This window comes from Janibacter sp. FSL W8-0316, assembly GCF_038004165.1.
Classification (GTDB): domain Bacteria; phylum Actinomycetota; class Actinomycetes; order Actinomycetales; family Dermatophilaceae; genus Janibacter; species Janibacter indicus.
Genome location: NZ_JBBOQX010000001.1, coordinates 693,179 through 718,546, shown reverse-complemented (window position 1 = coordinate 718,546; position 25,368 = coordinate 693,179). Strand labels below are relative to the sequence as shown.

Below are 25,368 nucleotides of genomic sequence, written 5' to 3'. Positions count from 1 at the left end.
GGGGTGGAGGCGCCGCGGCGTGCCGGGCCCCGACCTCTCAGCCGGGGCGACGGGCGACGAAGATCGCCGTCCCGGGCAGGTGCGCACCGCGCAGTGGTGACCAGCCGCCCCAGGTCTCGGTGTTGTCCGGCGGCCACTCCGGCTCGAGCAGGGCCTCGAGGACGAGACCCGCGTCGACGATCTCGGCGATCCGGTGGCCCGTCGTGCGGTGGTGCTCCACGTAGGTGGCGCGGCCGTCGGTGGACTCGACGTAGGGCGTCTCGTCGAAGTACGAGCCGGATGCGGTGAGGCCCTCCGGCCCGGGAACGTCCGGGAAGGCCCACCGGATCGGGTGCGAGGTCGAGAAGGCCAGGCGCCCGCCCGGTCGCAGCACGCGGGCCAGCTCGGCCATGAGCGCGGCGGAGTCGGCGACGAAGGGGGTCGCGCCGTACGCCGAGAAGACGAGGTCGAAGCTGCCGTCGGCGAAGGGGAGTCGCGTCGCGTCGGCCTGGGCGAGCAGTGGCGCCGGGCCGGGGGAGCGGGCGCTGAGCGTCGCGGCGGTGGCGAGCATGCCGGCCGACAGGTCGGTCGAGACCACCCGGGCGCCGTGCTTGGCGCACCAGCGGGCGCCCTGCGCCCCCCCGCCGCCGAACTCCAGGACCGTCAGGTCGGCGAGCGACTCGACCGGGCCGAGGACGTGCAGGTCCTCCTCGGTCCAGCCCTCGGGGCCCCACACGAGGTCGGCGTCGCCGAGGAAGCGACCGTGCTCGGCGAGGTAGTCGTCCGCCTCACGGTCCCACCACCCGCGGTTGGCGGTGACCGTCTCCTCCTGTGCGCTCTCGCGGCGCAGGACGTCGTCCGGCGTGGCCGGACCGGTCGTCGTGAAGCCCTCATCCATGGGGTGGACGCTAGTCGACGGGCGGTTTTGCTCCCTTCGCCCCGGTAGCACTAGGATGGACAAGCGCTTTGTGTGCCCACCCGGGCACCCGGGTGCTGCAGCACCCGTCCATCGAGATCAACTGTCCACAATCGGAGTTCCTACTACATGACTGCCAGCACGGTCGACACGACCGCCCCTCAGATCGCCGTCAACGACATCGGCACTGAGGAAGATCTTCTCGCCGCGATCGACGCCACGATCAAGGACTTCAACGACGGCGACATCGTCGAGGGTCACATCGTCAAGGTGGACCGCGACGAGGTGCTCCTCGACATCGGCTACAAGACCGAGGGTGTCATCCCCTCGCGTGAGCTGAGCATCAAGCACGACGTCGACCCCTCGGAGATCGTCACCGTCGGTGACAGCGTCGAGGCCCTCGTCCTCCAGAAGGAGGACAAGGAAGGCCGACTCATCCTGTCCAAGAAGCGCGCGCAGTACGAGCGCGCCTGGGGCACCATCGAGAAGATCAAGGAAGAGGACGGCGTCGTCACCGGCACCGTCATCGAGGTCGTCAAGGGTGGTCTCATCCTCGACATCGGCCTGCGTGGCTTCCTCCCCGCCTCCCTCGTCGAGATGCGTCGCGTCCGCGACCTCCAGCCCTACGTCGGCAAGGAGATCGAGGCCAAGATCATCGAGCTCGACAAGAACCGCAACAACGTGGTCCTGTCGCGCCGTGCCTGGCTCGAGCAGACGCAGTCCGAGGTCCGCACGACCTTCCTCAAGGAGCTCCAGAAGGGGCAGGTCCGCTCCGGCGTCGTCTCCTCGATCGTCAACTTCGGTGCCTTCGTGGACCTGGGTGGCGTCGACGGTCTCGTCCACGTCTCCGAGCTGTCCTGGAAGCACATCGACCACCCGTCCGAGGTCGTCGAGGTCGGCGACGAGGTCACCGTCGAGGTCCTGGACGTCGACATGGACCGCGAGCGTGTCTCCCTGTCGCTCAAGGCGACGCAGGAGGACCCGTGGCAGCACTTCGCCCGGACCCACGCGATCGGTCAGGTCGTCCCGGGCAAGGTCACCAAGCTCGTTCCCTTCGGCGCCTTCGTGCGGGTCGAGGACGGCATCGAGGGTCTGGTCCACATCTCCGAGCTGGCCGAGCGCCACGTGGAGCTGCCGGAGCAGGTCGTCAACGTCGGTCAGGAGATCTTCGTCAAGGTCATCGACATCGACCTCGAGCGTCGCCGCATCTCGCTGAGCCTCAAGCAGGCCAACGAGGACGGCGCCAACCTCACCGAGTTCGACCCGACGCTCTACGGCATGGCCGCCGAGTACGACGAGCAGGGCAACTACAAGTACCCCGAGGGCTTCGACCCCGAGACCAACGAGTGGCTCGAGGGTTACGACGCCCAGCGCGAGGCCTGGGAGAAGCAGTACGCCGACGCCCACGCCCGCTGGGAGGCCCACCGCGCCCAGATCGAGAAGGCCGCGGCCGACGACGCCGCTGCCGCCGAGGGCGGTGCCGACTCTGTCGCCGCCACCTCGTACAGCTCGGACAGCACCCCCGCCCCGAGCGCCGGCGCCCCGGCCCCGACGAGCGAGGGCACCCTGGCCTCCGACGAGGCCCTGGCCGCGCTCCGCGAGAAGCTCACGGGCAACTGACCCGAGGCTTGTCGAAGGGGGCGTCGCACCATCCGGTGCGGCGCCCCCTTCGTCATGCGTCGACGCCTCAGTCCTCGGCGGGTGTCATCCGTAGGCGCGCGACGCGACGACCGTCGACCCCGATGACCTCGAGGTGGTGGCCGGCGACCTCGACGACGTCACCGACCTTGGCCACGCGGCCCAGTCGAGCCATGACCAGGCCACCGGCGGTGTCGACGTCCTCGCCGGAGAGGTCAGTCCCGATGAGCTCTGACAGCTCCTCGACGTTGAGCGAACCGTCGACGACGACGACCTCCCCGCGGTGGTGCGTGGCGTCCTCGGGGTCGGTGCCGGTGTCGTACTCGTCGTAGATCTCGCCGACCACCTCCTCGACGAGGTCCTCCATCGTCACCATGCCGGCGGTGCCGCCGTACTCGTCGACCACGAGGGCGAGGGACTGCTTGTCGCCGCGCAGCCTGGCCAGCGCAGGCAGGACGTCGAGGCTGTCGGGCAGCGCGAGGATGGGCCGGGCCAGATCTCTGACCTGCGTCGTCGCACGCGAGGCCGGGTCAGCGCGCATGAGGTCACGGATGTGGACGAAACCCGTGACGTCGTCGACGTCGCGGCCCGTGACGGGGAAGCGGGAGTGGGAGGAGTGCACCACCTGTGCGATGGCCTCCTCGACGCTCAGGTCGCCGGCGAGGAACTCGATGTCGGTCCGGGGGCGCAGGACCCGTGCCAGGGGCCGGTCACCCGCGCGGAAGACGTCGGTGAGGATCCGCCGCGGGTAGGGGTGCAGACCCTGATGACCCTCGATGAGGTCACGGATCTCCTCGGGCGTCATCTCCTCCTCCTCGGCGGAGGTGGAACCGCCCACGAGGCGCATCACGGCGTTGGTCGAGACCGACAGCAGCCAGATCACCGGGCGCACGAGCATCGCGAAGACGCCGAGGGGAGGGCCGAGGACCCGGGTGAAGGCGAGGTTGCGCTGCATGGCCAGTCGTTTGGGGACCAGCTCACCCAGAACGAGTGAGAGATAGGCGATGAGCAGCGTCATGGCCACCAGCGCGACCGTCGCCGCGGCTCCCTCGGGAATGCCGATGGCGACCAGACCCGGGACGAGGTCGGGCGCGATGGTGGAGCCGCCGTAGGCCGAGGAGAAGAAGCCGGCGACCGTCACACCGATCTGCACGGCGGACAGGAACTGGTTGGGGTTGCGCACGAGATCGGCGAGACGGCGCCCGCGCTCACCGCCGGCCTCGAGGGCGCGCACCTGCCCCTCGCGCAGGGTGACGATGGCCATCTCGGTCGCGGCGAAGACACCCCCGACGAGGACGAAGAGCAGGACGAGCAGGAGGTTGACCAAGGTCTGTGTGTCCACGCACTGACGCTACCGATGGAGGACGACGTGCGGGCCGGCGGCCCGGCCTAGGATCGGGCTCATGCTGCGCATCGGACTGACAGGCGGGATCGGGTCGGGGAAGTCGACGGTGTCGGCCAGGCTCGCCGAGCTCGGGGCGGTCGTCGTCGACGCCGACAAGATCGCCCGTGAGGTCGTCGAGCCGGGGGAGCCGGCACTCGAGCAGATCCGGGAGCGCTTCGGGGAGCGGGTCTTCGGGCCCGACGGGGCCCTGGACCGCCCCGCCCTGGGCCGGGTCGTCTTCGGCGACCCGGCGTCGCTCGCCGCGCTCGAGGGCATCACCCATCCGGCGATCTGGCGCCGGACGGCGAAGTACTTCGCGCAGGCCGAGGAGGCCGGCACGCCGATCGGTGTCCATGACATGCCCTTGCTCGTCGAGAAGGCGATGGCGGGGGAGTACCACCTCGTCCTCGTCGTCGACACCGACGAGGAGGTCCGGCTGCAGCGCCTCGTCGAGCTGCGGGGGATGCCGCCGGAGGAGGCCCGTTCGCGGATCGCCGCCCAGGCCACCGACGAGCAACGTCGCGCCGCCGCCGACGTGCTGCTGGACAACAACGGCACGCCCGAGGAGCTCGTGGCGCAGGTCGACCGGCTCTGGCAGGAGCGGCTGACCCCCTTCGCCGACAACCTCGCCGCCGGGCGTCGACGCGAGCGCGAGCCGGTCATCACCCTCTCCGACCCGGACCCGACGTGGCCGGAGCAGGCCGCGCGCCACCTGGCGAGGATCCGGCACGCACTCGGGGAGCGGGCCGTGACGCTCGACCACATCGGCTCCACGGCCGTGCCCGGCTTGGTGGCCAAGGACGTGCTCGACCTGCAGGTGGGGGTCTCCTCGCTGGCCGATGCCGACGAGGAGGACTTCGTCGCGGCCCTCACGGCGGCGGGGTACCCGCGGGTCGCGGGCTACCTGGCGGACACGCCGCGCGTCGACGGACAGGAGCCGCAGGAGTGGCCCAAGCGGTTCCACGGCAACTGCGACCCGGGCGTCGCGGTGCACCTGCACGTGCGTGAGGTGGGCTCTCCGGGTTGGCGGTGGGCCCTGCTCTTCCGCGACTGGCTGCGCGCCGAGCCGGCTGCGCGCGAGGAGTACGCCGCGGTCAAGCGGGGGGTCGAGGCGCGGCGGCTGTCGATGGAGGACTACGCCGAGGCCAAGGAACCGTGGTTCGACGGGATCCACGAGCGACTCGAGGTCTGGGCCCGCGAGAGCGGCTGGACCCCGGAGACTCGCTGATGCCCTCGTACCGCGTGGCGATCGACGTGCACGGGGTGGTGCCGGGATACGCGCCGGAGGACCTGCTGCCGCGGGCGGAGGAGCTGCTCGCCGTGGGGCACCGGGTCGAGGACCGCTCGGTCGAGCTCGTCCGGGGTCAGCCGCAGATCCACCTGAGGTTCCTCGTCACCGGCAGCCACGACGCCGCCGAGGACGACGAGGCCGAGGACGCCGTGCGGGCGCTCGTCGACGCGCTGGTGCCCGTCGCCTCCTTGGGGCGGTGGACGCTGCGGCGGGGCCCCGGTGGGCACTGGCGCACGATCCGCGCCGGCGACGCGGGCGACGGGGTCGAGGAGCACCCGGTCGACTTCTGAGCCTTGTCGGTGGCGTGACATACCGTGGACGTCATGCGCCCAGTGACCGATCTGCAACGCACGGTGGCTCCCTTCGAGGTCATCTCCGAGTACGAGCCGGCCGGCGACCAGCCGACCGCGATCGCCGAGCTGGCGCGGCGGGTGCGCGCGGGCGAGGAGGACATCGTCCTGCTCGGTGCGACGGGCACGGGCAAGTCGGCGACGACGGCCTGGCTCATCGAGGAGGTCCAGCGGCCGACGCTCGTCATGGCGCCCAACAAGACGCTGGCTGCCCAGCTGGCCAACGAGTTCCGCGAGCTGCTCCCCAACAACGCCGTCGAGTACTTCGTCAGCTACTACGACTACTTCCAGCCCGAGGCCTACGTCCCGCAGACCGACACCTACATCGAGAAGGACAGCTCGATCAACGAGGAGGTCGAGCGGCTGCGGCACAGCGCCACCAACAGCCTGCTGACCCGTCGCGACGTCGTCGTCGTCGCCTCCGTGTCGTGCATCTACGGCCTCGGTACCCCGCAGGAGTACGTCGACCGCATGGTCAGCCTGCGCGTCGGTGATGAGATCGACCGTGACGAGCTGCTGCGGCAGTTCGTCACGATGCAGTACACCCGCAACGACCTGGCCTTCACCCGCGGCACCTTCAGGGTGCGCGGCGACACGGTCGAGATCATCCCGGTCTACGAGGAGCTCGCCGTCCGGATCGAGTTCTTCGGCGACGAGATCGAGGCCATCCACACCCTCCACCCGCTGACGGGTGAGGTGGTCCGCGAGGAGGAGACCGTGCACGTCTTCCCGGCGACCCACTACGTCGCCGGCCCCGAGCGCATGGAGCGGGCGATCACCGGCATCGAGCGTGAGCTCGAGGAGCAGCTGGCCACGCTCGAGAGGCAGGGCAAGATGCTCGAGGCGCAGCGGCTGCGCATGCGCACGACCTACGACATCGAGATGATGCGCCAGGTCGGCAGCTGCGCGGGGATCGAAAACTACTCGATGCACATCGACGGGCGTTCTCCCGGCTCGGCGCCCAACTGCCTGCTCGACTACTTCCCCGAGGACTTCCTCCTCGTCATCGACGAGTCACACCAGACGGTGCCGCAGATCGGCGCGATGTACGAGGGTGACGCCTCCCGCAAGCGCACCCTCGTCGACCACGGCTTCCGCCTGCCGAGCGCGATGGACAACCGTCCGCTCACCTGGGAGGAGTTCCTCGAGCGCATCGGTCAGACGGTCTACCTCTCGGCCACGCCGGGCGACTACGAGATGGCCAAGGCCGACGGGCACGTCGAGCAGGTGATCCGCCCGACCGGCCTCATCGACCCCGAGGTGGTGCTCAAGCCGACCAAGGGGCAGATCGACGACCTGCTCCACGAGATCCGTGAGCGTGCCGAGCGCGACGAGCGGGTGCTCGTCACCACCCTGACCAAGAAGATGGCCGAGGACCTCACCGACTACCTCCTCGACAAGGGTGTGCGGGTGCGCTACCTGCACTCCGACATCGACACCCTGCGTCGGGTCGAGCTGCTGCGCGAGCTACGGCTGGGCGAGTTCGACGTCCTCGTCGGCATCAACCTCCTGCGTGAAGGTCTCGACCTGCCCGAGGTCTCGCTCGTGAGCATCCTCGACGCCGACAAGGAGGGCTTCCTGCGCAGTGCCCGCTCGCTCATCCAGACGATCGGTCGTGCAGCGCGCAACGTGTCCGGCCAGGTCCACATGTACGCCGACAAGGTGACCCCGTCGATGCAGGAGGCGCTCGACGAGACCCAGCGCCGCCGCGACAAGCAGATCGCCTACAACCGCGAGCGGGGCATCGACCCGCAGCCCCTGCGCAAGAAGATCGCCGACATCACCGACATGCTGCAGCGCGAGGACGCCGACACCGATGCGCTGCTCGGCTCGGGGCGCAGCCAGAGCCGCGGCAAGGGCAAGAGCTCTGCGGCAGCGGACGAGAGCGCGGCGCGGCGCGAGCGCGACCTGCCGGCGAGCGAGCTGGCCAGACTCATCCAGGAGCTCACCGACCAGATGCACCAGGCGGCGACCGACCTGCACTTCGAGCTGGCGGCCCGGCTGCGCGACGAGATCGGCGACCTGAAGAAGGAGCTGCGGCAGATGACGGCCGCGACCCGCTAGGGCGTCACCACGGGTCCTGGTCCTAGATGGCTCGCGTTACCCGCACCGCGTGGTGTGACGTGAGAGACTTCGAGAAGCCAGCGGAGGGGAGTATCCCCCAGCGGTGTCTCGTCAGCACGGTCGGTCCGCCGACCCGGGGCATCGGCCCACACGGGTGGGAGAGACCTCCGGACGCGTGACCCCTGTCCGGAAGGTTCCCCTTGCCCACCATCTCCACTCTCCAACCCGCGATCATCAGCGGCGGCACCATGGACGTGCCGACCTGGGCGTGGCTGCTGACGCTCGCTGTCGCGGCGGCGGTGCTCACCTTCGACGTCATCCACGTCGCCCGCAACCCGCACGTGCCCTCCACGCGCGAGGTCGCGACCATCCTCGGGATCTACGTCTCGGCGGCCGTCGTCTTCGGGCTCGGCCTCTGGTACGCCGAGGGTGGTGAGCGCGGCACCGAGTTCTTCGCCGGCTGGTTGACAGAGTACTCGCTCTCGATCGACAACCTCTTCATCTTCATCATCATCATGGCGAAGTTCGGGGTCCCCGGACGCTTCCAGCAGACCGCGCTGCTCTGGGGCATCATCATCGCCATCGTCCTGCGGACGATCTTCATCTTCGTCGGCGCGGCCGCGATCAACCAGTTCGCCTGGGTGTTCTACATCTTCGGCGCTTTCCTCATCTACACCGCCGTCAAGCTCGCGACCGAGAGCCACGACGAGGATGACGACTGGGAGCCCAATGGCATCATCAAGTGGTTCCAGCGCACCGTGCCGAGCACGACCGAGTGGTCCTCCAAGCTCTTCACGAAGGAGAACGGCAAGCGCGTCGCGACCCCGATCTTCATCGTCGTCATCGCGCTGGGCATGACTGACCTGCTGTTCGCGCTCGACTCCATCCCGGCGATCTACGGCCTCACCAAGGAGCCCTACATCGTGCTGACGGCCAACCTCTTCGCCCTCATGGGTCTGCGGCAGCTCTACTTCCTCATCGGTGGCCTGCTGAAGAAGCTCGTCTACATGAGCCTGGGTCTGTCGGTCCTGCTCGCCTTCATCGGCGTCAAGCTCATCCTGCACGCCCTCCACGAGAACACGCTGCCCTTCATCAACGGCGGCGAGCACGTGAGCGTCCCGGAGATCCCGATCACCGTCTCGCTCGGCGCGATCGTGGTCATCCTCGGCGTGACGACGGCGGCCAGCCTCTGGAAGTCCAACCGGGACGCCAAGCAGGGCATCGACTCCGGTCACTGACCGGGCGCCCGACCGCACCTCGAGGGGGTGGCTCACCGTCAGGTGCGCCACCCCCTTCGCGCTGCCGTCGCGGGTGGTGCTCAGGCGGGCAGGTCCGGCTGACGCCTCCGGCTGGCGCCCAGACCGAGGACGAGGAAGCTGGCGAGCACGACGAGGGCCATCCCGGTGAGCTGGATCGGGTCGAGCCTCTGACCGAGGACCAGCAGACCCGCGAGCGCGGCGACCGCGGGCTCCAGGCTGAGCAGGATCCCGAAGACGGCGGGGGTCAGCCGCCGCAGCGCGAGCAGCTCGAGGGAGTAGGGCAGCACCGAGGAGAGCACGGCGATCCCCAGTCCCTTGAGCAGGACGGTGCCGTCCCAGGCCGAGGTGCCGTGGACGCTCACGTCCCAGATGCCGAAGGGCAGGACGACGGCGGTCGCCACGACCATGGCCAGCGCCAGTCCCTCCAGCTGGGGGAAGGCCGCACCGGTCCGACCCGAGAAGACGATGTACGCGGCCCAGCAGGCACCCGCGAGGAGCGCCAGCACGATACCGGTGCGCTCGAGGTCGGCGAAGGGGAGGCTGAGGGCCTGCGAGATGAGCACGACCCCGACGCCGGCCGCGGCGACCGCGAGGAGGTCGCGGGGGCGGCGGGAGAGCACGGCTGCGAGCGTCAGGGGTCCGATGAACTCGATGGTGACCGCGACGCCGATCGGCAGGTGCCCGAGCGAGGCGTAGAAGGCGAAGTTCATCAGGCCGAGCGCCAGCCCGAAGCAGCCGACGGTGGCCCAGTCCCGGGGGCGGTGACCGCGCCATCTCGGTCGGGCGAAGAGCAGGAGCAGCGCGGTCGCGATGAGCAGGCGCAGGACGACGGATCCGGCGGCGCCGATCTGCGGGACGAGGGTCGCGGCGAGGGCACCGCCGAACTGGACCGACACCACTCCGGCGAGCACGAGGAGCGGGGCTGGAACGGCATCGACACGACTCACGGCGTCACCCTAGTCTTCGCCCCATGGCGACCTATCTGTCCTTCCTCGCCCTGGTCCTCGTCATCACGATCGCCCCGGGTCCGGACACCGCACTCACCCTGCGTGCCGCGCTCGTCCGCGGGCGTGGTGCCGGGCTGCTGACCATGGCCGGAGTCAGCTGTGCGGGCGCCGTGCAGGGCCTGCTAGCAGCCGGTGGTCTGGGTGCGATCATCGTCGCCAGCGAGCCGCTCTTCCTCACGGTCAAGTGGGTGGGTGCGGCCTATCTGCTGTGGCTGGGAGGCCACGCGCTGTGGACGGCCTGGCGCGGGGACTTCTCGGCGGAGGCCGCCCGGGAGCCGGAGTCACGCGGGCGTGGCGGTTGTGGTCGGCTCTTCGCCCAAGGCTTCCTGTGCAACATCACCAACCCCAAGGTGCTGGCCTTCAACCTCGCCGTGCTGCCGCAGTTCGTCGGTGACGGCGCCGGTCTGCCCGTCCTCGCCCTCTACGCCCTGAGCCTCGTGGCCCTCGGCTCCGTCTACCTCTCGACGGTCGTGCTGCTTGCCGACCGGGCCCGCTCCTTCCTGTCCGCCCCGCGGGTGCGTCGACGGATCGAAGGGGGCATGGGCGCGGCGATGATCGGCTTCAGCGCCAAGGTCGCCACGACCCACTGACCGTCACCAGCCGCGCTCGCGCCACTCGGCGAGGTGCGGGCGCTCGGCGCCGAGGGTGGTGTCGGAGCCGTGGCCGGGGTAGACCCAGGTGTCGTCGTCGTAGACGTCGAAGACCCGCTGGGTGACGTCGGCGAAGAGCGCGTCGAAGCTCTGCCCCTCCATCTTGGTGTTGCCCACACCGCCGGGGAAGAGGCTGTCCCCGGTGAAGAGGTGCGTGTGCCCCTGCGGGTCGTCGTAGGCCAGGGCCACCGAGCCCGGGGTGTGCCCGCGCAGGTGGACGACGGCGAGGGTGATCTCGCCGAAGCGCACGGTGTCGCCGTGCTGCAGGCGCACGTCGGGCGCGAGCGGCAGGGCGTCGGCGTCGTCCGCGCCCGCCTGGGTCGTGGGGGAGAAGGTCTGCGCGGTCTCCTCGAGGGCGCGGACGTGGTCCCAGTGCTGGTGCGTCGTCACGAGCTGGGCGAGACCTGACCCACCGGCGGCGACGAGCTCACGGATGCGCTCCCCTTCGTCCGCGGCGTCGACGAGCAGCTGCTCACCGGTGGCGCGGCAGGTGAGCAGGTAGACGTTGTTGTGCATCTGCGAGACGGCCATCTTGCGGATCGTCAGGTGGGCCAGCTCGCGGGTCGACCAGGGCCCGCCCGGCTGGACGTCCGGGTCGTAGGTGTCGGTGGGGGCGCTCATGAGGGGTCTCCTTCGTCGGTGGCGGCAGCAGCGGCCTCGGCATCGCGCAGGGCGTAGGCGGCGCCGATGAGGGTCAGGTGGCTGAAGGCCTGCGGGAAGTTGCCGGCCTGGCGGTCGCCCTCGACGTCGTACTCCTCGGCGACGAGACCCACGTCGTTGAGCAGGCCGCACAGGCGCTGCATCAGCGCGTGGCCCTTGTCGAGCTGACCGGTGAGAGCATACGCGCTGACGAGCCACCACGAGCAGGCGAGGAAGGGGTGCTCGTCGCCGGCGAGCCCGTCGACACCGCTCTCCGTGCGGTAGCGCAGGAGGAACCCGTCGCGCATGAGGTCGCGCTCGACCGCGGCGACGGTGCCGAGGACCCGCGGGTCGTTCGGCGGGAGGAAGCCCACCATCGGGATGAGCAGGAGCGAGGCGTCGACCTCGTCGGTGTCGTAGTGCTGGGTGAAGGTCTGCTTGGCGTCGTTCCAGCCGCGGTCGAGGACGTCGGCGCGGACCCGCTCACGCAGGTCGCGCCAGAGCTCGACCTCGCCCTCGTAGCCGTGGACCTCCACCGCCTGGATGGCCCGGTCGAAGGCTGCCCAGACCATGACCCGGGAGTGGGTGAAGTGGCGCAGGGGACCACGGATCTCCCACAGGCCGTTGTCGGCTTGGTCCCAGTGCTCGGCGAGGTTGTTGACGAGGGAGCGCTGCACGGCCCACGACTGGGGCGACTCCTGCAGACCCTGGGCGCGAGCGTCCTCGAGGGCGATCATGACCTCGCCGAGGACGTCGGTCTGCTTCTGGTCGACGGCGCCGTTGCCGATGCGCACGGGGCGGCTGCCGGCGTAGCCGGGCAGGTGGTCGAGCTCGCGCTCGGGTAGCTCGCGTCCGCCGTCGACGGCGTACATGATCTGCATGTCCTCGGGGCTCCCTGCGATCGCCCGGACGAGCCAGTCGCGCCAGAGCTTGGTCGCGCCGACGTAGCCCGACTTCAGGAGGGCCTCGAGCGTGAGCGAGGCATCGCGCAGCCAGCAGTAGCGATAGTCCCAGTTGCGCACGCCGCCGAAGTCTTCCGGAAGGCTGGTGGTCGCGGCCGCGACGATGCCGCCTCGGCGGGTGTCGGTGAGCAGGCGAAGGGTGAGGAGCGACCGGATGACCTCGGCCCGGTAGGGGCCCTCGTAGGTGCAGCGGGAGGCCCACTGCGACGAGCGCTCGTGGGTGGCCTGGATGCGGGAGCTGATGTCGAGCGGCGGGGGGATGGCCTTGTAGGAAGCGAACCAGGTCGTGGAGAAGTTGTAGTGCTCGCCGGCGCGCACGGTCCAGCGGTCGCGGTGGTGGTCGCCCTCGGGGCGCGGCAGGCGGGAGCCGCGCAGGACGAGCATGTCGTTGCCGGCGATGGCGGTGATGACCTCGCTGTCGAGCTCGTGGCCGGGGGAGTGCGCGACCCAGGGGCGGATGCGGCCGTAACCGAAGCGCACGACCCACTCGTGCTCCATCTCGACCTCGCCCTCGAGGCCCTCGACCATGCGGACGAGGTCGGCCCGGCCGTCACCCAGCGGCATGAGGTCGGTCATCCGGACTGCGCCGGTCGCCGTCCGGTGGATCGTCTCGAGGATGAAGGAGTCGCCGCGGTAGGAGCGGGTCGTCGTGGCCTCGCCGACCGGCCCGATGAGCCACCGACCGTGCTCGGGGGTGCCGAGCAGCGCGGTGAAGCAGGAGGAGGAGTCGAACCGGGGCAGGCAGAGCCAGTCGACGGATCCCCCCTTCGACACCAGGGCGGCGGTCTCGGTGTCACCGATGGCGGCGTAGTCCTCGATCGGGGTACTCATCCGGACAGGCTAGGCCCTGCAGCGGCCGCCTCGCCGGAGGCCTGGCGGCGTTGTCGGTGGCGCCACTTAAGGTGGAGGGCGTGACTGCTGCCAAGGCTTCTGGCTCCCGCCTGCACGACCGGATCGTCGTCCAGGGGGCCCGTGAGCACAACCTCAAAGACATCCACGTCGACATCCCGCGCGACTCGCTCGTCGTCTTCACCGGTCTGTCCGGCTCGGGCAAGTCGTCGCTGGCCTTCGACACGATCTTCGCCGAGGGCCAACGCCGCTATGTCGAGTCGTTGTCGGCCTATGCCCGGCAGTTCCTCGGCCAGATGGACAAGCCGGACGTCGACTTCATCGAGGGCCTGTCGCCGGCGGTCTCCATCGACCAGAAGTCGACCAACCGCAACCCGCGCTCGACCGTCGGCACGATCACCGAGGTCCACGACTACCTGCGTCTGCTCTTCGCGCGCGTCGGGCGGCCGCACTGCCCGGTCTGCGGCGAGCCGATCACCCGGCAGAGTCCGCAGCAGATCGTCGACCGGCTGCTCGAGCTGCCGGAGCGCACCCGCTTCCAGGTCCTCGCGCCGGTGGTCCGCGCTCGCAAGGGCGAGTTCGTCGACCTCTTCGCGGAGCTGCGGACCAAGGGCTACAGCCGGGCCATGGTCGACGGCGAGGTGGTCTCGCTCGCCGAGCCCCCCACCCTCGAAAAGCAGGTCAAGCACACGATCGACGTCGTCGTCGACCGCCTCGTGTCCAAGGGGCCGGACGACCGGGCCGCCAAGCAGCGGGTCACCGACTCGGTGGAGACCGCGCTGGGGCTCGCCGGGGGCGTGCTCGTCATCGACTTCGTCGACCTCGACGAGGACGACCCGCAGCGACAGCGCCGCTACTCCGAGACGATGGCCTGCCCCAACGACCACCCGCTGAACATCGACGAGATCGAGCCGCGCTCCTTCTCCTTCAACTCTCCCTTCGGCGCCTGCCCGAAGTGCGCGGGTCTGGGCACCGAGCTCGAGGTCGATCCTGAGCTCGTCGTGCCCGACGACGACCTGACGCTGGCCGAGGGCGCCATTGCCCCGTGGGCCCAGGGCACGCAGTCGGCGCAGTACTTCCAGCGGACCATGGCCGCGTTGGGCGACGACCTCGGCTTCGACATGGACACCCCGTGGCGGGCTCTTCCGAGCCGCGCCCGCACGGCGCTCCTCGAGGGGCGCAACCACAAGGTGCACGTCAAGTACCGCAACCGCTTCGGCCGGGAGCGCTCCTACAGCACGGGCTTCGAGGGGGTCATCCCCTTCATCAAGCGCCGCCACACCGAGACCGAGTCGGACTGGAGCCGGGAGAAGTACGAGGGCTACATGCGGGAGATCCCGTGCCCGACCTGCCGGGGCACCCGCCTCAAGCCCGAGTCGCTCGCCGTCCTCGTCGGTGGCCGCAGCATCGCCGATGTCTCGTCACTGTCGATCCGTGAGGCCGCAGGCTTCCTCGACACCGTCGACTTCTCCGACCGTGAGCGGCAGATCGCCGAGCAGGTGATCAAGGAGATCAACGCCCGACTCGGGTTCCTGCTCGACGTGGGTCTGGAGTACCTCTCCCTGTCGCGCGCGGCCGGCACGCTGTCGGGCGGCGAGGCCCAGCGCATCCGTCTGGCCACGCAGATCGGGTCGGGCCTCGTCGGCGTGCTCTACGTGCTCGACGAGCCGAGCATCGGTCTGCACCAGCGGGACAACCACCGACTCATCGAGACGCTGACCCGGTTGCGCGACCTCGGCAACACACTCATCGTCGTCGAGCACGACGAGGACACCATCGCGGCCTCCGACTGGGTCGTCGACATCGGTCCGGGCGCCGGTGAGCACGGGGGGCACGTCGTGCACTCGGGCCCGCTCGCGGAGCTCTTGACGAGCGAGCGCTCGGTCACCGGCCGTTACCTCGCGGGCGAGCTGGAGATCCCGGTCCCCGAGGTACGCCGGCCCCAGGAACCGGGCCGTGAGCTGACGGTCAAGGGCGCCCGCGAGCACAACCTCGCCGGGGTCGAGGTCGACTTCCCGCTCGGCAACTTCATCGCCGTCACGGGCGTCTCGGGCTCCGGCAAGTCGACGCTCGTCAACGACATCCTCTACAACGTCCTGGCCAACAAGCTCAACGGCGCCCGGCGGGTCCCGGGCCGGCACAAGACGGTCACCGGTCTGGAGCACCTCGACAAGGTCGTGCACGTCGACCAGAGCCCCATCGGGCGCACCCCGCGGTCCAACCCCGCGACCTACACCGGGGTCTTCGACCACGTGCGCAAGCTCTTCGCCGCCACGAGCGAGGCCAAGGTTCGTGGCTACCAGCCCGGTCGCTTCTCCTTCAACGTCAAGGGCGGTCGCTGCGACGCCTGCTCCGGTGACGGCACCCTGAAGATCGAGATGAACTTCCTGCCGGACGTCTACGTGCCGTGCGAGGTCTGCCACGGTGCGCGCTACAACCGCGAGACGCTCGAGGTGCACTTCAAGGGCAAGAACATCGCCGAAGTGCTCGACATGCCGATCGAGGAGGCCGAGGACTTCTTCGCCGCGGTCCCGGCGATCGCGCGGCACATGAAGACGCTCAATGCCGTGGGGCTCGGCTACGTCCGACTCGGGCAGCCGGCGACGACGCTCTCCGGTGGTGAGGCACAGCGCGTCAAGCTGGCTGCGGAGCTGCAGAAGCGCTCCAACGGCCGCACGATCTACGTGCTCGACGAGCCGACGACCGGCCTGCACTTCGAGGACATCCGCAAGCTGCTGCTCGTCCTGCAGGGGCTGGTCGACAAGGGCAACACCGTCCTGGTGATCGAGCACAACCTCGACGTCATCAAGTGCGCCGACTGGGTCGTCGACATGGGCCCCGAAGGAGGTTCCGGAGGAGGCACCGTGGTCGCCACCGGCACCCCCGAGCAGGTGGCCTCCGTCCCAGAGTCCTTCACGGGGCAGTTCCTCGCCCCGGTCCTCGCCAAGAGCGCCACGCAGCCGATCGTCGGCGAGCTCGTTGAGGGCACTCCGCCCTCCGCCAAGAAGGCGACGGCCAAGAAGAAGAGCGCTGCGAAGAAGACCGCAGCCACGAAGAAGACAGCTGCCGCGAGGACCCCGGCCAAGACGAAGGCGACGGTCTCGAGCAAGGCGACCGCAGCGGCCCGACGCGCCAAGAAGGCCGGCTGACAGAGCGGGAAGGTGAGGACCGCTACGGCTCACCGCACGGTGCCCGCTCCGCACGGCGCGACCCCGCCCGTCCCGGCCGCGAACGACCCGGACGGGCAGGGTGGGACGAGCTAGTCCTCGCCGAGATACGCCTTGCGCACCTCGTCGGAGTGGAGCAACTCGTGGCCGGTGCCCTGGGTGACGATCTTGCCCACCTCGAGCACATAGCCCTTGGTCGCGAGCTTGAGTGCCGCACGGGCATTTTGCTCGACCAGCAGGATCGTCGTGCCCTGGGACTGAAGCGTCTTCACCGTCGCCATGATCCGCTTCATCATGATCGGCGAGAGACCCATCGAGGGCTCGTCGAGCATGAGGAGCTTGGGACGCGAGAGCATCGCGCGGCCCATGGCGAGCATCTGCTGCTCGCCACCGGAGAACGTGCCGGCCGGCTGGTCCCGACGTTCTCCGAGGATCGGGAAGAGCTCGTAGGCGGCCTGGATGTCCTTGCCCACCTCCTTGTCCCGGCGACCGAAGGCACCCAGACGCAAATTCTCCTCAACGCTCATCCGAGGGAAGATCCGTCGGCCCTCGGGGGAGTGGGCCAGCCCCATGCCGACGATCTGGTGCGCTGCTGTGGTGTCGATGCGGTCTCCGCGGAAGCGGATCTCACCACCACTCGGACGCAGCAGCCCGGAGATCGTGCGCAGCGTCGTCGTCTTGCCGGCACCGTTGGTGCCGATGAGGGTGACGACCTCGCCCTCGTCGACACTGAAGGAGATGCCCTTGACGGCGACGATCTTGCCGTAGGAGACCTCCAGGTCCTTGACCTCGAGCATGGCGCTCATCGGCCCTCCTCCTCGTCCGTGGCCGCGCTGAAGGTCGTCTCGACCTCGAGCGGGGCGACCTCTTCGTCCTCGTCCTCGGCCCCACCGATGTAGGCCTCGATGACCCGCGGGTCGGACTGGACCTCGCCGGGGGTGCCCTGGACGAGGACCTCGCCCCGCACCAGGCAGAGCACGCGGTCGCAGAGGTTGAAGATGAAGCGCATGTCGTGCTCGATGACGACGACCGCCAGGCCGGAGTCGCGGATCTTGAAGATCAGCTCCATGGCCTGCTCGGTCTCGCGCGGGTTCATGCCGGCGGTCGGCTCGTCGAGCAGCAGCACCTTCGGATCGGTCGCGAGGGCGCGGGCGATCTCGAGGCGGCGCTGGTCACCGTAGGGCATGTTGCGGGCGAGCAGGTGGGCGCTGCTGCCCAGGCCGACGTACTTGAGCAGCTCGTGCGCCTTCTCGGTCGTCTCCCGCTCCTCACGGCGGAACTTCGGGCCCCGGATGATCGAGGTGAAGGCCCCGGACGAGGTGCGGCAGAAGCGCCCGACCATGACGTTCTCGAGGGCGGTCATGTTGCCGAAGAGACGGATGTTCTGGAAGGTGCGCGCCATGCCGGCCCGGACCACGGCCCGGGGCTTCGGCGGGATCTGCGTGCCGAAGAGCGAGACCTGACCCTCGGTCGGCTTGTACATGCCGGTCAGGCAGTTGAAGAAGGTCGTCTTGCCGGCGCCGTTGGGGCCGATGAGACCGACGATCTCGCCCTCACGGACCTCCATCGAGACGTCCCCGACGGCCACGAGGCCGCCGAAGCGCATCGTGACGTTGCGGGCGTCGAGGATGACCCCGGCGTCCCCCTTCGCCTGCGGTGCGGTCGGGGTGTCGGTTGCGGTGCTCACTTGGCTGCCTCCAGCTCGTCGATGACCACGGTCTCGGCCAGCTTCTCGTCGTCGTCGTGGAACTCCAGCTGGCGACGCTTGCTCGCGACGAGGCCTTCGGGACGCACGCGCATCATGACGACGAGCACGAGCCCGAACATCAGGAGCCGGTAGTCGTCGAGGAAACGCAGCTTCTCCGGGAGGAACTTCAGCAGGGCCGCGCCGATGAGAACGCCACCGACCGTGCCCATGCCACCGAGGACGACTGCCGCGAGGAGGAAGGCCGACTCGAGGAAGATGTAGCTGTCGGGGGAGACGGCCTGGTCCATGTGGGCCTTGACCGTGCCGGCCATGCCGGCCAGCGAGGCGCCGCCGGCGAAGGCCAGCAGCTTGAGGCCGAAGACGTTGACGCCCATGGCCTCGGCCGCTCGCTCATCCTCACGGATGGCCACCCACCCGCGGCCGATCCGCGAGTTGTTGAGGTGCGAGAAGACGACGATGACGAAGACGATGAGGGCGATAAGCACGAAGTAGTAGTTGCCCGCCCTCGGGATCTCGACGCCGAGGATGGTGTGCGTGTCCCCGAAGTTGAACCCGAAGAACTCGAGGTCCGGGATGGCGTTGATGCCGTTGGAGCCACGCGTGATCATCGGCCCGGACGTGCCGTCGAGGTTGAACATCGCGAGGCGGAAGATCTCACCGAAGGCGAGGGTGACGATGGCCAGGTAGTCGCCCGAGACCCGCAGCGTCGGCGACCCGATGATCAGGCCGAGGATGCTCGAGACGATGCCGCCGATGATCATGACGACGAGGAAGGGGGGCTTCCAGCCGATCGTCGCGAAGGCCGACATCGACATCGAGGCCCCGACGTAGGCGCCGGCCCCGAGGAAGGCGATGTAGCCCAGGTCGAGCAGCCCGGCGAGGCCGACGACGATGTTGAGGCCCAGCGCGGTCGCCGCGAAGATCAGCACGTTGCCGGCGATCGTCAGGTTGGACTCGGACCCACCCTGGGTGAAGGGGAAGGCCAGTGCCACGACGAAGGTCGCCAGGGTGAAAACGCGCCGGTGGCGCATCGTCACGCCACCCAGCCACGCCGCCATGTTGGAGCGGGTGAGGGTGAGCGTCACGCCGATGAGCATGGCGACGAGGAGGACGAGCACCCACGGCTCGCTCTGCTTGAGGGCGTACTGCGCCGTGAAGAGGGCGACGCCGACCAGGGCCGCGATGGCCAGGATCTCGATCCACGCGGGCAGGGCGACGGTGCTCGGGTCGAGCACCTTGCTCTCCGCGCGCAGGTACCCGCCGGCCGTGACGAGCGCGGCACCCACGAGGGCGATCCACACGCCTTCGTTGGCGTTGATCAGGCCACCCGTCTCGAGGGTGATCGCAGCGAGCGAGGCCACGGTGAAGAGCACACCGGTGACTCCGATGGTCCGCAGACCGCGGGCGGGGTCGATGTAGTCGTCCCACCGGCGCAGCGGGCCGGCCGAGACGAGGCCGAGGACGAGGGCGACCGCGCCGATGACCATGGCGTAGACCTGCAGGGTGACCGGCCAGAAGCGCACCGAGATGTCACCGAGGATCGGCTCGTAGCTCCACGACAGCAGGCCGGAGAGCAGGAGCAGGACAGAACCGACGACGGCGAGGATGCCGCCGAGACGGGGATTGCGGGACAACGTCTTCATGCGCGGTCCACCACCTTTGCGCCCATGATGCCCTGCGGTCGGAAGACGAGGACGAGGATGAGGATGGAGAAGGCCCAGATGTCCTTCCACGGCGAGCCGCCGGGCAGGTACTGGATGGCCATGGCCTCGAGGACACCGAGGACGAGGCCGCCGACGACCGCGCCCTGGATGTTGCCGATGCCGCCGAGGACGGCGGCGGTGAAGGCCTTGAGGCCGTAGATGAAGCCCATCTTGAAGTTGATGTTGGTCGTCTGTAGGCCGTAGGCGACGCCGGCGATCGCGGCCAGCCCGGCGCCCACGGCGAAGGCCGTGACGATCATCCGGTCGACGTTGATGCCCATGAGGCGAGCGGTGTCGGGGTCCTGGGAGACGGCCTGCATCGCGCGGCCCGTGCGGGTGCGGTTGATGTAGTACCAGAGACCGACGGCGCAGATCGCCAGGCAGGCGATGGTGAAGAGCGCCGGCCGCTGGAGCGTGACCCCGCCGAGGTTGAAGGCCTCACCGGAGATCCCGTCGACCCGGGGGAAGACGACCTTCTGCTTCGCCGACGGGAAGTCGAAGGGGTTGACGTCGGAGACGAAGAGGGTCGGGTCGTTGTAGCCGACCCGGACCAGCTCCTGCAGGAAGACGGAGATGCCGATGGCCGTGATCAGCGGGGCCAGTCGTGGCGCGTTGCGCAGCGGACGGTAGGCGACGCGTTCCATGACGACGGCCACGGTGACCGAGGCGGCGATGGCCCCGATGAGGATGAGCGGCAGCGTCCACAGGGCGGTGGTGCCCGGGAAGAGGATCAGCGAGGTCGACAGGGCGCCGAAGGCGCCGATCATGAAGATCTCGCCGTGCGCGAAGTTGATGAGCTGGATGATGCCGTAGACGACGGTGTAGCCGACGGCGATGAGTGCGTACAAAGACCCGATGGTCAGACCGTTGACGATCTGCTGGGCGACTTGTTCCACGTGTCCTCCTGGGCGTGGCCGCAGGTCGTGCGGCCACCACGGGGCGTCGAGGGGTGGGCGACGGATGGCGAAGGGGGCTGGCAGGGGTGGGGCGGGGTGCGTCAACACCCCGCCCCACCTGCGGTCAGACCGTGCAGGTCATGACCGCATCGATCACTTGAACTCCTCCGTGAGGACGTCCGTCCACTCGCCGTCCTTGACCTCGTAGGCGGTGAGGACTCGCGTGGTGTTGTCGCCGTACTCGTCGAAGGAGACCTTGCCGGTGACTCCGTCGAACTCGACGTCGGCCATCGCGTCGATCGTCGCCTGACGAGCGTCCTCGACGGTGTCGGCGTCCTTGAGCGAGACCTTCATCGCCTCGATGATGGACTGGCCGGCGTCGTAGGCGTAGGCACCGTAGGCCTCGGCCGGGTCGCTGTAGCCGGCAGCCTCGTAGTCCTCGAGGAACTTCTTGCCGGCGTCCAGGCTCTCCGTGGGAGCGCCGACCGAGGTGGCCAGGTCGCCGTCGGACCCGTCGCCCGCGAGCTTGATGAACTCGGGCGAGAAGATGCCGTCGCCACCCATGAGCGGCACCTTGAGGCCACCGGCCTTAAGCTGCTGGCTCAGCGGGGCGGCCTGCGGGTACTCACCGCCGTAGTAGACGGCCTTGGGGTCCTTGGCCTTGAGCGAGGAGACGACGGCGTCGTACTTGTCCTCGTCGGGGTTGATCGTCTCGGCGGCGACGACCTTGCCGCCGAGCTTCTTGTACTCCTTGGTGAAGGCGTCGACGAGGCCCTGGCCGTAGGTCTTCTTGTCGTGGACCGTCGCCAGCTCCTTGATGCCGGCCTCGTTGTAGAGATAGCGAGCGGCGAAGGGGCCCTGGACGGTGTCGGTCGTGCACACGCGGTAGTAGCTGGCGTAGACGCGCTCGGGCGAGTCGTCCGGCTTGGCGCCCCGGGTGAGGGTCGGGTTGGTGTTGGCCGGCGAGACCATGGTGATCTTCGCCTTGTCGAGGATCGGCTGGACCGGGCCGGCCACCGAGCTGTTGAGGGTGCCGACAACACCGATGACCTCGTCGTCGGAGGCCAGCTGGGAGGCGGCGTTCTTGCCGACCTCGGGCTTGCCCTCGTCGTCCTGGGCGACGACCTCGATCTCCCAGTCACCGAGGTCACCGGACTCGTTGGCCTGCTCGGCCGCGAGCTCGACCGAGTGCTGGATGCCGAGGCCGAGAGCGGACAGGTCGCCCGAGAGCGGCGAGATGACGCCGATCTTCACGACCTTCTTGTCGCCCCCGCCGTCGCCGTCTCCGGAACCGCCGCTGTCACCGCCGCGGGTCCCGCATGCGGACAGGGCCATGGTGGCGACGAGCATGGTCGCCCCCGTTGAGATGACGGAACGCCTGATCACGTGTCCTCCTGATGAAGAAGTGTGGCCCTTGGGCCGCGGCCGGCGACCTGGGTGTCGCGGGCTGTGGAGGGACAGTAGTCCGGTCTGACTGTGTTCTGACCCACATTGGAAGAGCCGTGTCCTGCTCGTTACCAAGTGGTCGCCCAGACGGGTTACTGACGGGTCATGCATGGTGCATGCACAGGTGGCGGTGGGACGATCAGGTTCCGTTCCCCCCTTCGACTCGAGGCCCGACATGACGACAACGCGACGCACCGCACTGACCATCGCCGCAGCAGGCGGCACCGTGGCCCTCTCGGCCTGCGGCGGGGACGAAGGGGGGAGCGGCGGCAGTGGCGCAGGAGGCTCGGCGTCGTCCGGCGACGGCGTGAGCGTCGCGGCCGCCGACGTCCCCGAGGGCGGCGGTCTCGTCGAGGGCCGGGTCGTCGTCACCCAGCCGAGCGCGGGGGATTTCAAGTCCTTCGACGGCACCTGCCCGCACCAGGGCTGCGCGGTGACCCGGGTGACGACCGAGGCGATCGTCTGCCCCTGCCACGGCAGCGAGTTCGACCTCACCGACGGGTCGGTCCTCAAGGGGCCGGCCACGGAGGGGCTCACCACCAGGACCGCGACCGTCGACGGCGACCAGGTCACCGTCTCGTAGGGTCGGGGGGTGGCAGACCCCTCGACCTACCGCCCCGCTCCCGGGTCGATCCCGACCGACCCCGGCGTCTACCGGTTCCGTGACGAGCACGGGCGGGTCATCTACGTGGGCAAGGCCAAGTCGCTGCGCTCGCGGCTGTCCTCCTACTTCCAGGACATCTCGGCCCTGCACCCGCGCACCTCGCGGATGGTGCGCACCGGGGCCAGCGTCGAGTGGACCGTCGTCGCGACCGAGGTCGAGGCGCTGCAGCTGGAGTACGCGTGGATCAAGGAATTCGACCCGCGCTTCAACGTCAAGTACCGCGACGACAAGTCTTACCCCTACCTCGCGGTGACCATGGGCGAGGACTACCCGCGCGCCCAGGTGATGCGTGGGGCCAAGCGCAAGGGGACGCGCTACTTCGGCCCCTACACCCACGCCTGGGCGATCCGCGAGACCCTCGACCTGCTGCTGCGGGTCTTCCCCGTGCGCACCTGCAGCAACGGCGTCTTCCGACGGGCCGAGCAGTCCGGCCGCCCGTGCCTGCTCGGCTACATCGACAAGTGCTCCGCCCCCTGCGTCGGCCGGGTGAGCGCCGACGAGCACCGCGCCATCGCCCAAGAGCTGTGCGACTTCCTCGCCGGTGACACCGCCCGCTTCGTGCGCCGGCTGGAGCGGCAGATGAAGGCGGCTGCCGCGGACCTCGACTTCGAGCAGGCCGCCCGCCTGCGCGACGACGTCGCCGCCCTGACCAAGGCCCTGGAGAAGTCGGCCGTCGTCCTGCCCGACGGCACCGATGCCGACGTCTTCGCGCTCGCCGACGACGAGCTGGAGGTGGCTATCCAGGTCTTCCACGTGCGCGGTGGCCGCATCCGCGGCCAGCGGGGGTGGGTCGCGGAGAAGGACGCCGAGGACCTGCCCGAGCTCGTCGAGCACCTGCTCCAGCAGGTCTACGGCGGCGAAGGGGGTGAAGGCGTCCCCCGCGAGGTCCTCGTCCCGGTCCTGCCGGCCGACGCCGACGGCGTGGCCGCATGGCTGGGCGAGCGCCGGGGGAGCGCGATCAGCCTGCGGGTGCCGCAGCGCGGGGACAAGCGCTCGCTCATGGAGACCGTGGCGCGCAATGCCGAGCAGTCGCTGGCCCGGCACAAGGTCGCCCGAGCGGGTGACCTCACCGCGCGCAGCCAGGCCCTCCAGGAGCTGCAGGAGGCTCTCGGGCTGGACGATGCCCCCCTTCGCATCGAGGGTTACGACATCAGCCACGTGCAGGGCAGCGATGTCGTCGGGTCGATGGTCGTCTTCGAGGACGGACTCGTGCGCAAGCCCGAGTACCGGCGCTTCATCGTCCGCGGTGACGTCGACGGACGCACCGACGACACCGCCGCGATGCACGAGGTGCTCACCCGGCGCTTCCAGCGGCACCTCAAGGACCGCGAGCGCGATGCCACCGACCCCGAGACGGGCGAGGCGCGGCGATTCGCCTACCCGCCCAACCTCGTCGTCGTCGACGGCGGTGCCCCGCAGGTCGCGGCGGCGCAGCAGGTGCTCGACGAGCTGGGGGTCGACGACGTCGCGGTCGTCGGCCTGGCCAAGCGGCTCGAGGAGGTCTGGGTTCCCGGCGACGACCACCCGGTGATCCTCGCCCGCAACAGCGAGGCGCTCTACCTGCTGCAGCGGCTGCGCGACGAGGCTCACCGCTTCGCCAACACCTTCCACCGCGAGCGGCGCAGCAAGTCGATGACCCGCAGCGCGCTCGACGGCATCCAGGGTCTGGGGGAGGCGCGACGCAAGGCCCTGCTGGCACGCTTCGGCTCGGTCAAGCGGGTGCGCGCCGCGACGGCGGACGAGCTTGCGGAGGTCCCCGGGATCGGACCTGCCCTCGCACAGCGAATTGCGGCAGAGTTGGCGGGGAGGACGACCGAGCCCGCCGTCAACCTCACCACGGGCGAGGTCCTCGACGAAGGAGAGCAGCAGTCGTGAGCGAAGCAGCCAGCATCCCACCCCAGGGCGAGGCCCAGGGGTGGGACACCCCCGAGGTCGTCGTGGTCACGGGCATGAGCGGTGCCGGGCGGTCGACGGTGGGCAATGTCATGGAGGACCACGGCTGGTACGTCATCGACAACCTGCCGGTCACCCTCCTGCCGGACCTGCTGCGGCTGTCGTCCGAGCGGGCCCAGGACCTCGCCGCCTCCGGGCAGCCGGTCCGGGTCGGCATCGTCCTCGACGTGCGCGCCCAGGGCTTCGACACCCTGACCGCGGCCCTCGCGACGCTGCGCGATCGCGGCTGGCTCACCCACCTGCTCTTCCTCGAGGCGACCAACGAGTCGCTCGTGCGGCGCTTCGAGAGCGTGCGGCGCCCCCACCCGCTCCAGGGCACGGGCCGCCTCCTCGACGCCATCGTCAGGGAGCGTGAGGTCCTCGCCGACGTACGGGCCACCGCCGAGACGGTCGTCGACACCTCGGGCCTCAACGTCCACCAGCTCAGCCGCAAGATCAGCCCGATCTTCCAGGGGGAGACGAGCGAGCGGCTGCGTCTGGCGGTGCTCTCCTTCGGCTTCAAGTACGGCGTGCCGCTGGACGCCGACTTCGTCTTCGACATGCGCTTCCTGCCCAACCCCTACTGGGTGCCGGAGCTGCGGGCCCACACCGGTCGTGAGACTCAGGTGTCCGAGTACGTCCTGTCGCAGCCGGGCGCCACGGAGTTCATCGAGAGCGTCGACGTCCTCCTCGCTCCCGTCATCGCCGGGTACCTCCGCGAAAACCGGCGCTACGTCACGCTTGCCGTCGGCTGCACCGGCGGCAAGCACCGCTCTGTGGCGGTGGCCGAGGCGCTCGCAACCCGGTTGGCGTCCTCCGAGGTCGCGACCTTCGTCGTCCACCGTGACCTGGGGCAGGAGTGAG

At 69.6% G+C, this 25,368-nt stretch carries 20 protein-coding genes; 10 read left to right on the top strand and 10 right to left on the bottom strand.

Translation table 11 applies throughout. The annotated features are described in order from the left end of the window. Positions 1 to 37 precede the first annotated feature (37 nt). Positions 38 to 877: a class I SAM-dependent methyltransferase gene (locus NYE39_RS03520; protein ID WP_341011852.1), complete on the bottom strand. Its 840-nt coding sequence runs from the start codon at positions 875 to 877 to the stop codon at positions 38 to 40. Between the two features lie 147 nt (positions 878 to 1,024). Here NYE39_RS03520 and rpsA point away from each other — a divergent pair, with 147 nt between their 5' ends. Then, the gene (rpsA, locus tag NYE39_RS03515; RefSeq protein ID WP_192910317.1) at positions 1,025 to 2,515 is read left to right on the top strand and encodes a 30S ribosomal protein S1; all 1,491 of its coding nucleotides are present in this window, start codon (positions 1,025 to 1,027) and stop codon (positions 2,513 to 2,515) included. Between the two features lie 67 nt (positions 2,516 to 2,582). Here rpsA and NYE39_RS03510 read toward each other — a convergent pair whose 3' ends face one another. After that, positions 2,583 to 3,875, bottom strand: coding sequence for a hemolysin family protein (locus tag NYE39_RS03510; protein WP_341011851.1), 1,293 nt, complete (start codon positions 3,873 to 3,875; stop codon positions 2,583 to 2,585). A 61-nt stretch (positions 3,876 to 3,936) separates the two neighbouring features. On the opposite strand from NYE39_RS03510, the gene coaE reads away from it, so the two are divergent. The 4 genes from coaE to NYE39_RS03490 all read left to right on the top strand — a co-directional run bounded on the left by coaE (position 3,937) and on the right by NYE39_RS03490 (position 8,860). Then, positions 3,937 to 5,145: a dephospho-CoA kinase gene (gene coaE / locus NYE39_RS03505; RefSeq protein ID WP_072624703.1), complete on the top strand. Its 1,209-nt coding sequence runs from the start codon at positions 3,937 to 3,939 to the stop codon at positions 5,143 to 5,145. Continuing rightward, positions 5,145 to 5,498, top strand: coding sequence for a hypothetical protein (locus tag NYE39_RS03500; protein ID WP_341011850.1), 354 nt, complete (start codon positions 5,145 to 5,147; stop codon positions 5,496 to 5,498). Before coaE ends, NYE39_RS03500 begins: the two co-directional genes overlap by 1 nt. A 33-nt stretch (positions 5,499 to 5,531) precedes the next feature. Next, positions 5,532 to 7,622 (top strand): excinuclease ABC subunit UvrB, encoded by a 2,091-nt coding sequence (uvrB, locus tag NYE39_RS03495; protein ID WP_072626220.1) that lies wholly within the window; start codon positions 5,532 to 5,534, stop codon positions 7,620 to 7,622. Positions 7,623 to 7,870: 248 nt separating this feature from the next. Next, positions 7,871 to 8,860 (top strand): TerC family protein, encoded by a 990-nt coding sequence (locus NYE39_RS03490; RefSeq protein ID WP_072626219.1) that lies wholly within the window; start codon positions 7,871 to 7,873, stop codon positions 8,858 to 8,860. An 80-nt stretch (positions 8,861 to 8,940) separates the two neighbouring features. Here the strand turns inward: NYE39_RS03490 and NYE39_RS03485 are convergent, their stop codons facing one another. Further along, entirely contained in the window at positions 8,941 to 9,828 is an 888-nt protein-coding gene (locus NYE39_RS03485) for an EamA family transporter (protein WP_072624701.1), read from the bottom strand. Positions 9,829 to 9,851: 23 nt separating this feature from the next. Here NYE39_RS03485 and NYE39_RS03480 point away from each other — a divergent pair, with 23 nt between their 5' ends. Next, complete coding sequence (locus tag NYE39_RS03480) at positions 9,852 to 10,478, top strand: LysE family translocator (RefSeq protein WP_192910314.1); 627 nt, start codon at positions 9,852 to 9,854, stop codon at positions 10,476 to 10,478. 3 nt (positions 10,479 to 10,481) lie between these two features. Here NYE39_RS03480 and NYE39_RS03475 read toward each other — a convergent pair whose 3' ends face one another. Then, on the bottom strand, positions 10,482 to 11,159 hold the full coding sequence (locus tag NYE39_RS03475; protein ID WP_192910312.1) for an MBL fold metallo-hydrolase: 678 nt from the start codon (positions 11,157 to 11,159) through the stop codon (positions 10,482 to 10,484). Next, on the bottom strand, positions 11,156 to 12,970 hold the full coding sequence (locus NYE39_RS03470) for a glycoside hydrolase family 15 protein (RefSeq protein ID WP_072624698.1): 1,815 nt from the start codon (positions 12,968 to 12,970) through the stop codon (positions 11,156 to 11,158). Before NYE39_RS03470 ends, NYE39_RS03475 begins: the two co-directional genes overlap by 4 nt. A gap of 71 nt (positions 12,971 to 13,041) precedes the next feature. Here NYE39_RS03470 and uvrA point away from each other — a divergent pair, with 71 nt between their 5' ends. Further along, positions 13,042 to 16,137 carry an excinuclease ABC subunit UvrA gene (gene uvrA / locus NYE39_RS03465; RefSeq protein WP_404813241.1) on the top strand — a complete coding sequence of 1,032 codons (3,096 nt, stop codon included), beginning with the start codon at positions 13,042 to 13,044 and terminating at the stop codon, positions 16,135 to 16,137. Between the two features lie 110 nt (positions 16,138 to 16,247). Here the strand turns inward: uvrA and NYE39_RS03460 are convergent, their stop codons facing one another. The 5 genes from NYE39_RS03460 to NYE39_RS03440 all read right to left on the bottom strand — a co-directional run bounded on the left by NYE39_RS03460 (position 16,248) and on the right by NYE39_RS03440 (position 21,848). After that, positions 16,248 to 16,952 (bottom strand): ABC transporter ATP-binding protein, encoded by a 705-nt coding sequence (locus tag NYE39_RS03460; RefSeq protein WP_241382046.1) that lies wholly within the window; start codon positions 16,950 to 16,952, stop codon positions 16,248 to 16,250. 5 nt (positions 16,953 to 16,957) lie between these two features. Continuing rightward, complete coding sequence (locus NYE39_RS03455; RefSeq protein ID WP_083546090.1) at positions 16,958 to 17,842, bottom strand: ABC transporter ATP-binding protein; 885 nt, start codon at positions 17,840 to 17,842, stop codon at positions 16,958 to 16,960. After that, on the bottom strand, positions 17,839 to 19,506 hold the full coding sequence (locus NYE39_RS03450) for a branched-chain amino acid ABC transporter permease (protein WP_072624695.1): 1,668 nt from the start codon (positions 19,504 to 19,506) through the stop codon (positions 17,839 to 17,841). The genes NYE39_RS03455 and NYE39_RS03450 overlap by 4 nt, the downstream gene beginning before the upstream one ends. Continuing rightward, a complete protein-coding gene (locus NYE39_RS03445) occupies positions 19,503 to 20,462 on the bottom strand; it encodes a branched-chain amino acid ABC transporter permease (RefSeq protein WP_072624694.1) in 960 nt (319 codons plus the stop codon). Before NYE39_RS03445 ends, NYE39_RS03450 begins: the two co-directional genes overlap by 4 nt. Before the next feature lie 153 nt (positions 20,463 to 20,615). Then, positions 20,616 to 21,848 carry a branched-chain amino acid ABC transporter substrate-binding protein gene (locus NYE39_RS03440; RefSeq protein WP_072624693.1) on the bottom strand — a complete coding sequence of 411 codons (1,233 nt, stop codon included), beginning with the start codon at positions 21,846 to 21,848 and terminating at the stop codon, positions 20,616 to 20,618. Positions 21,849 to 22,083: 235 nt separating this feature from the next. Here NYE39_RS03440 and NYE39_RS03435 point away from each other — a divergent pair, with 235 nt between their 5' ends. From NYE39_RS03435 to rapZ, 3 genes are read left to right on the top strand one after another with little or no spacing between them, the layout of a single operon-like run. Further along, on the top strand, positions 22,084 to 22,491 hold the full coding sequence (locus NYE39_RS03435) for a Rieske (2Fe-2S) protein (protein WP_072624692.1): 408 nt from the start codon (positions 22,084 to 22,086) through the stop codon (positions 22,489 to 22,491). A gap of 9 nt (positions 22,492 to 22,500) precedes the next feature. Further along, entirely contained in the window at positions 22,501 to 24,447 is a 1,947-nt protein-coding gene (uvrC, locus tag NYE39_RS03430; protein ID WP_072624691.1) for an excinuclease ABC subunit UvrC, read from the top strand. Further along, on the top strand, positions 24,444 to 25,367 hold the full coding sequence (gene rapZ, locus NYE39_RS03425) for an RNase adapter RapZ (protein ID WP_083546089.1): 924 nt from the start codon (positions 24,444 to 24,446) through the stop codon (positions 25,365 to 25,367). Before uvrC ends, rapZ begins: the two co-directional genes overlap by 4 nt. Position 25,368: the final 1 nt, after the last annotated feature.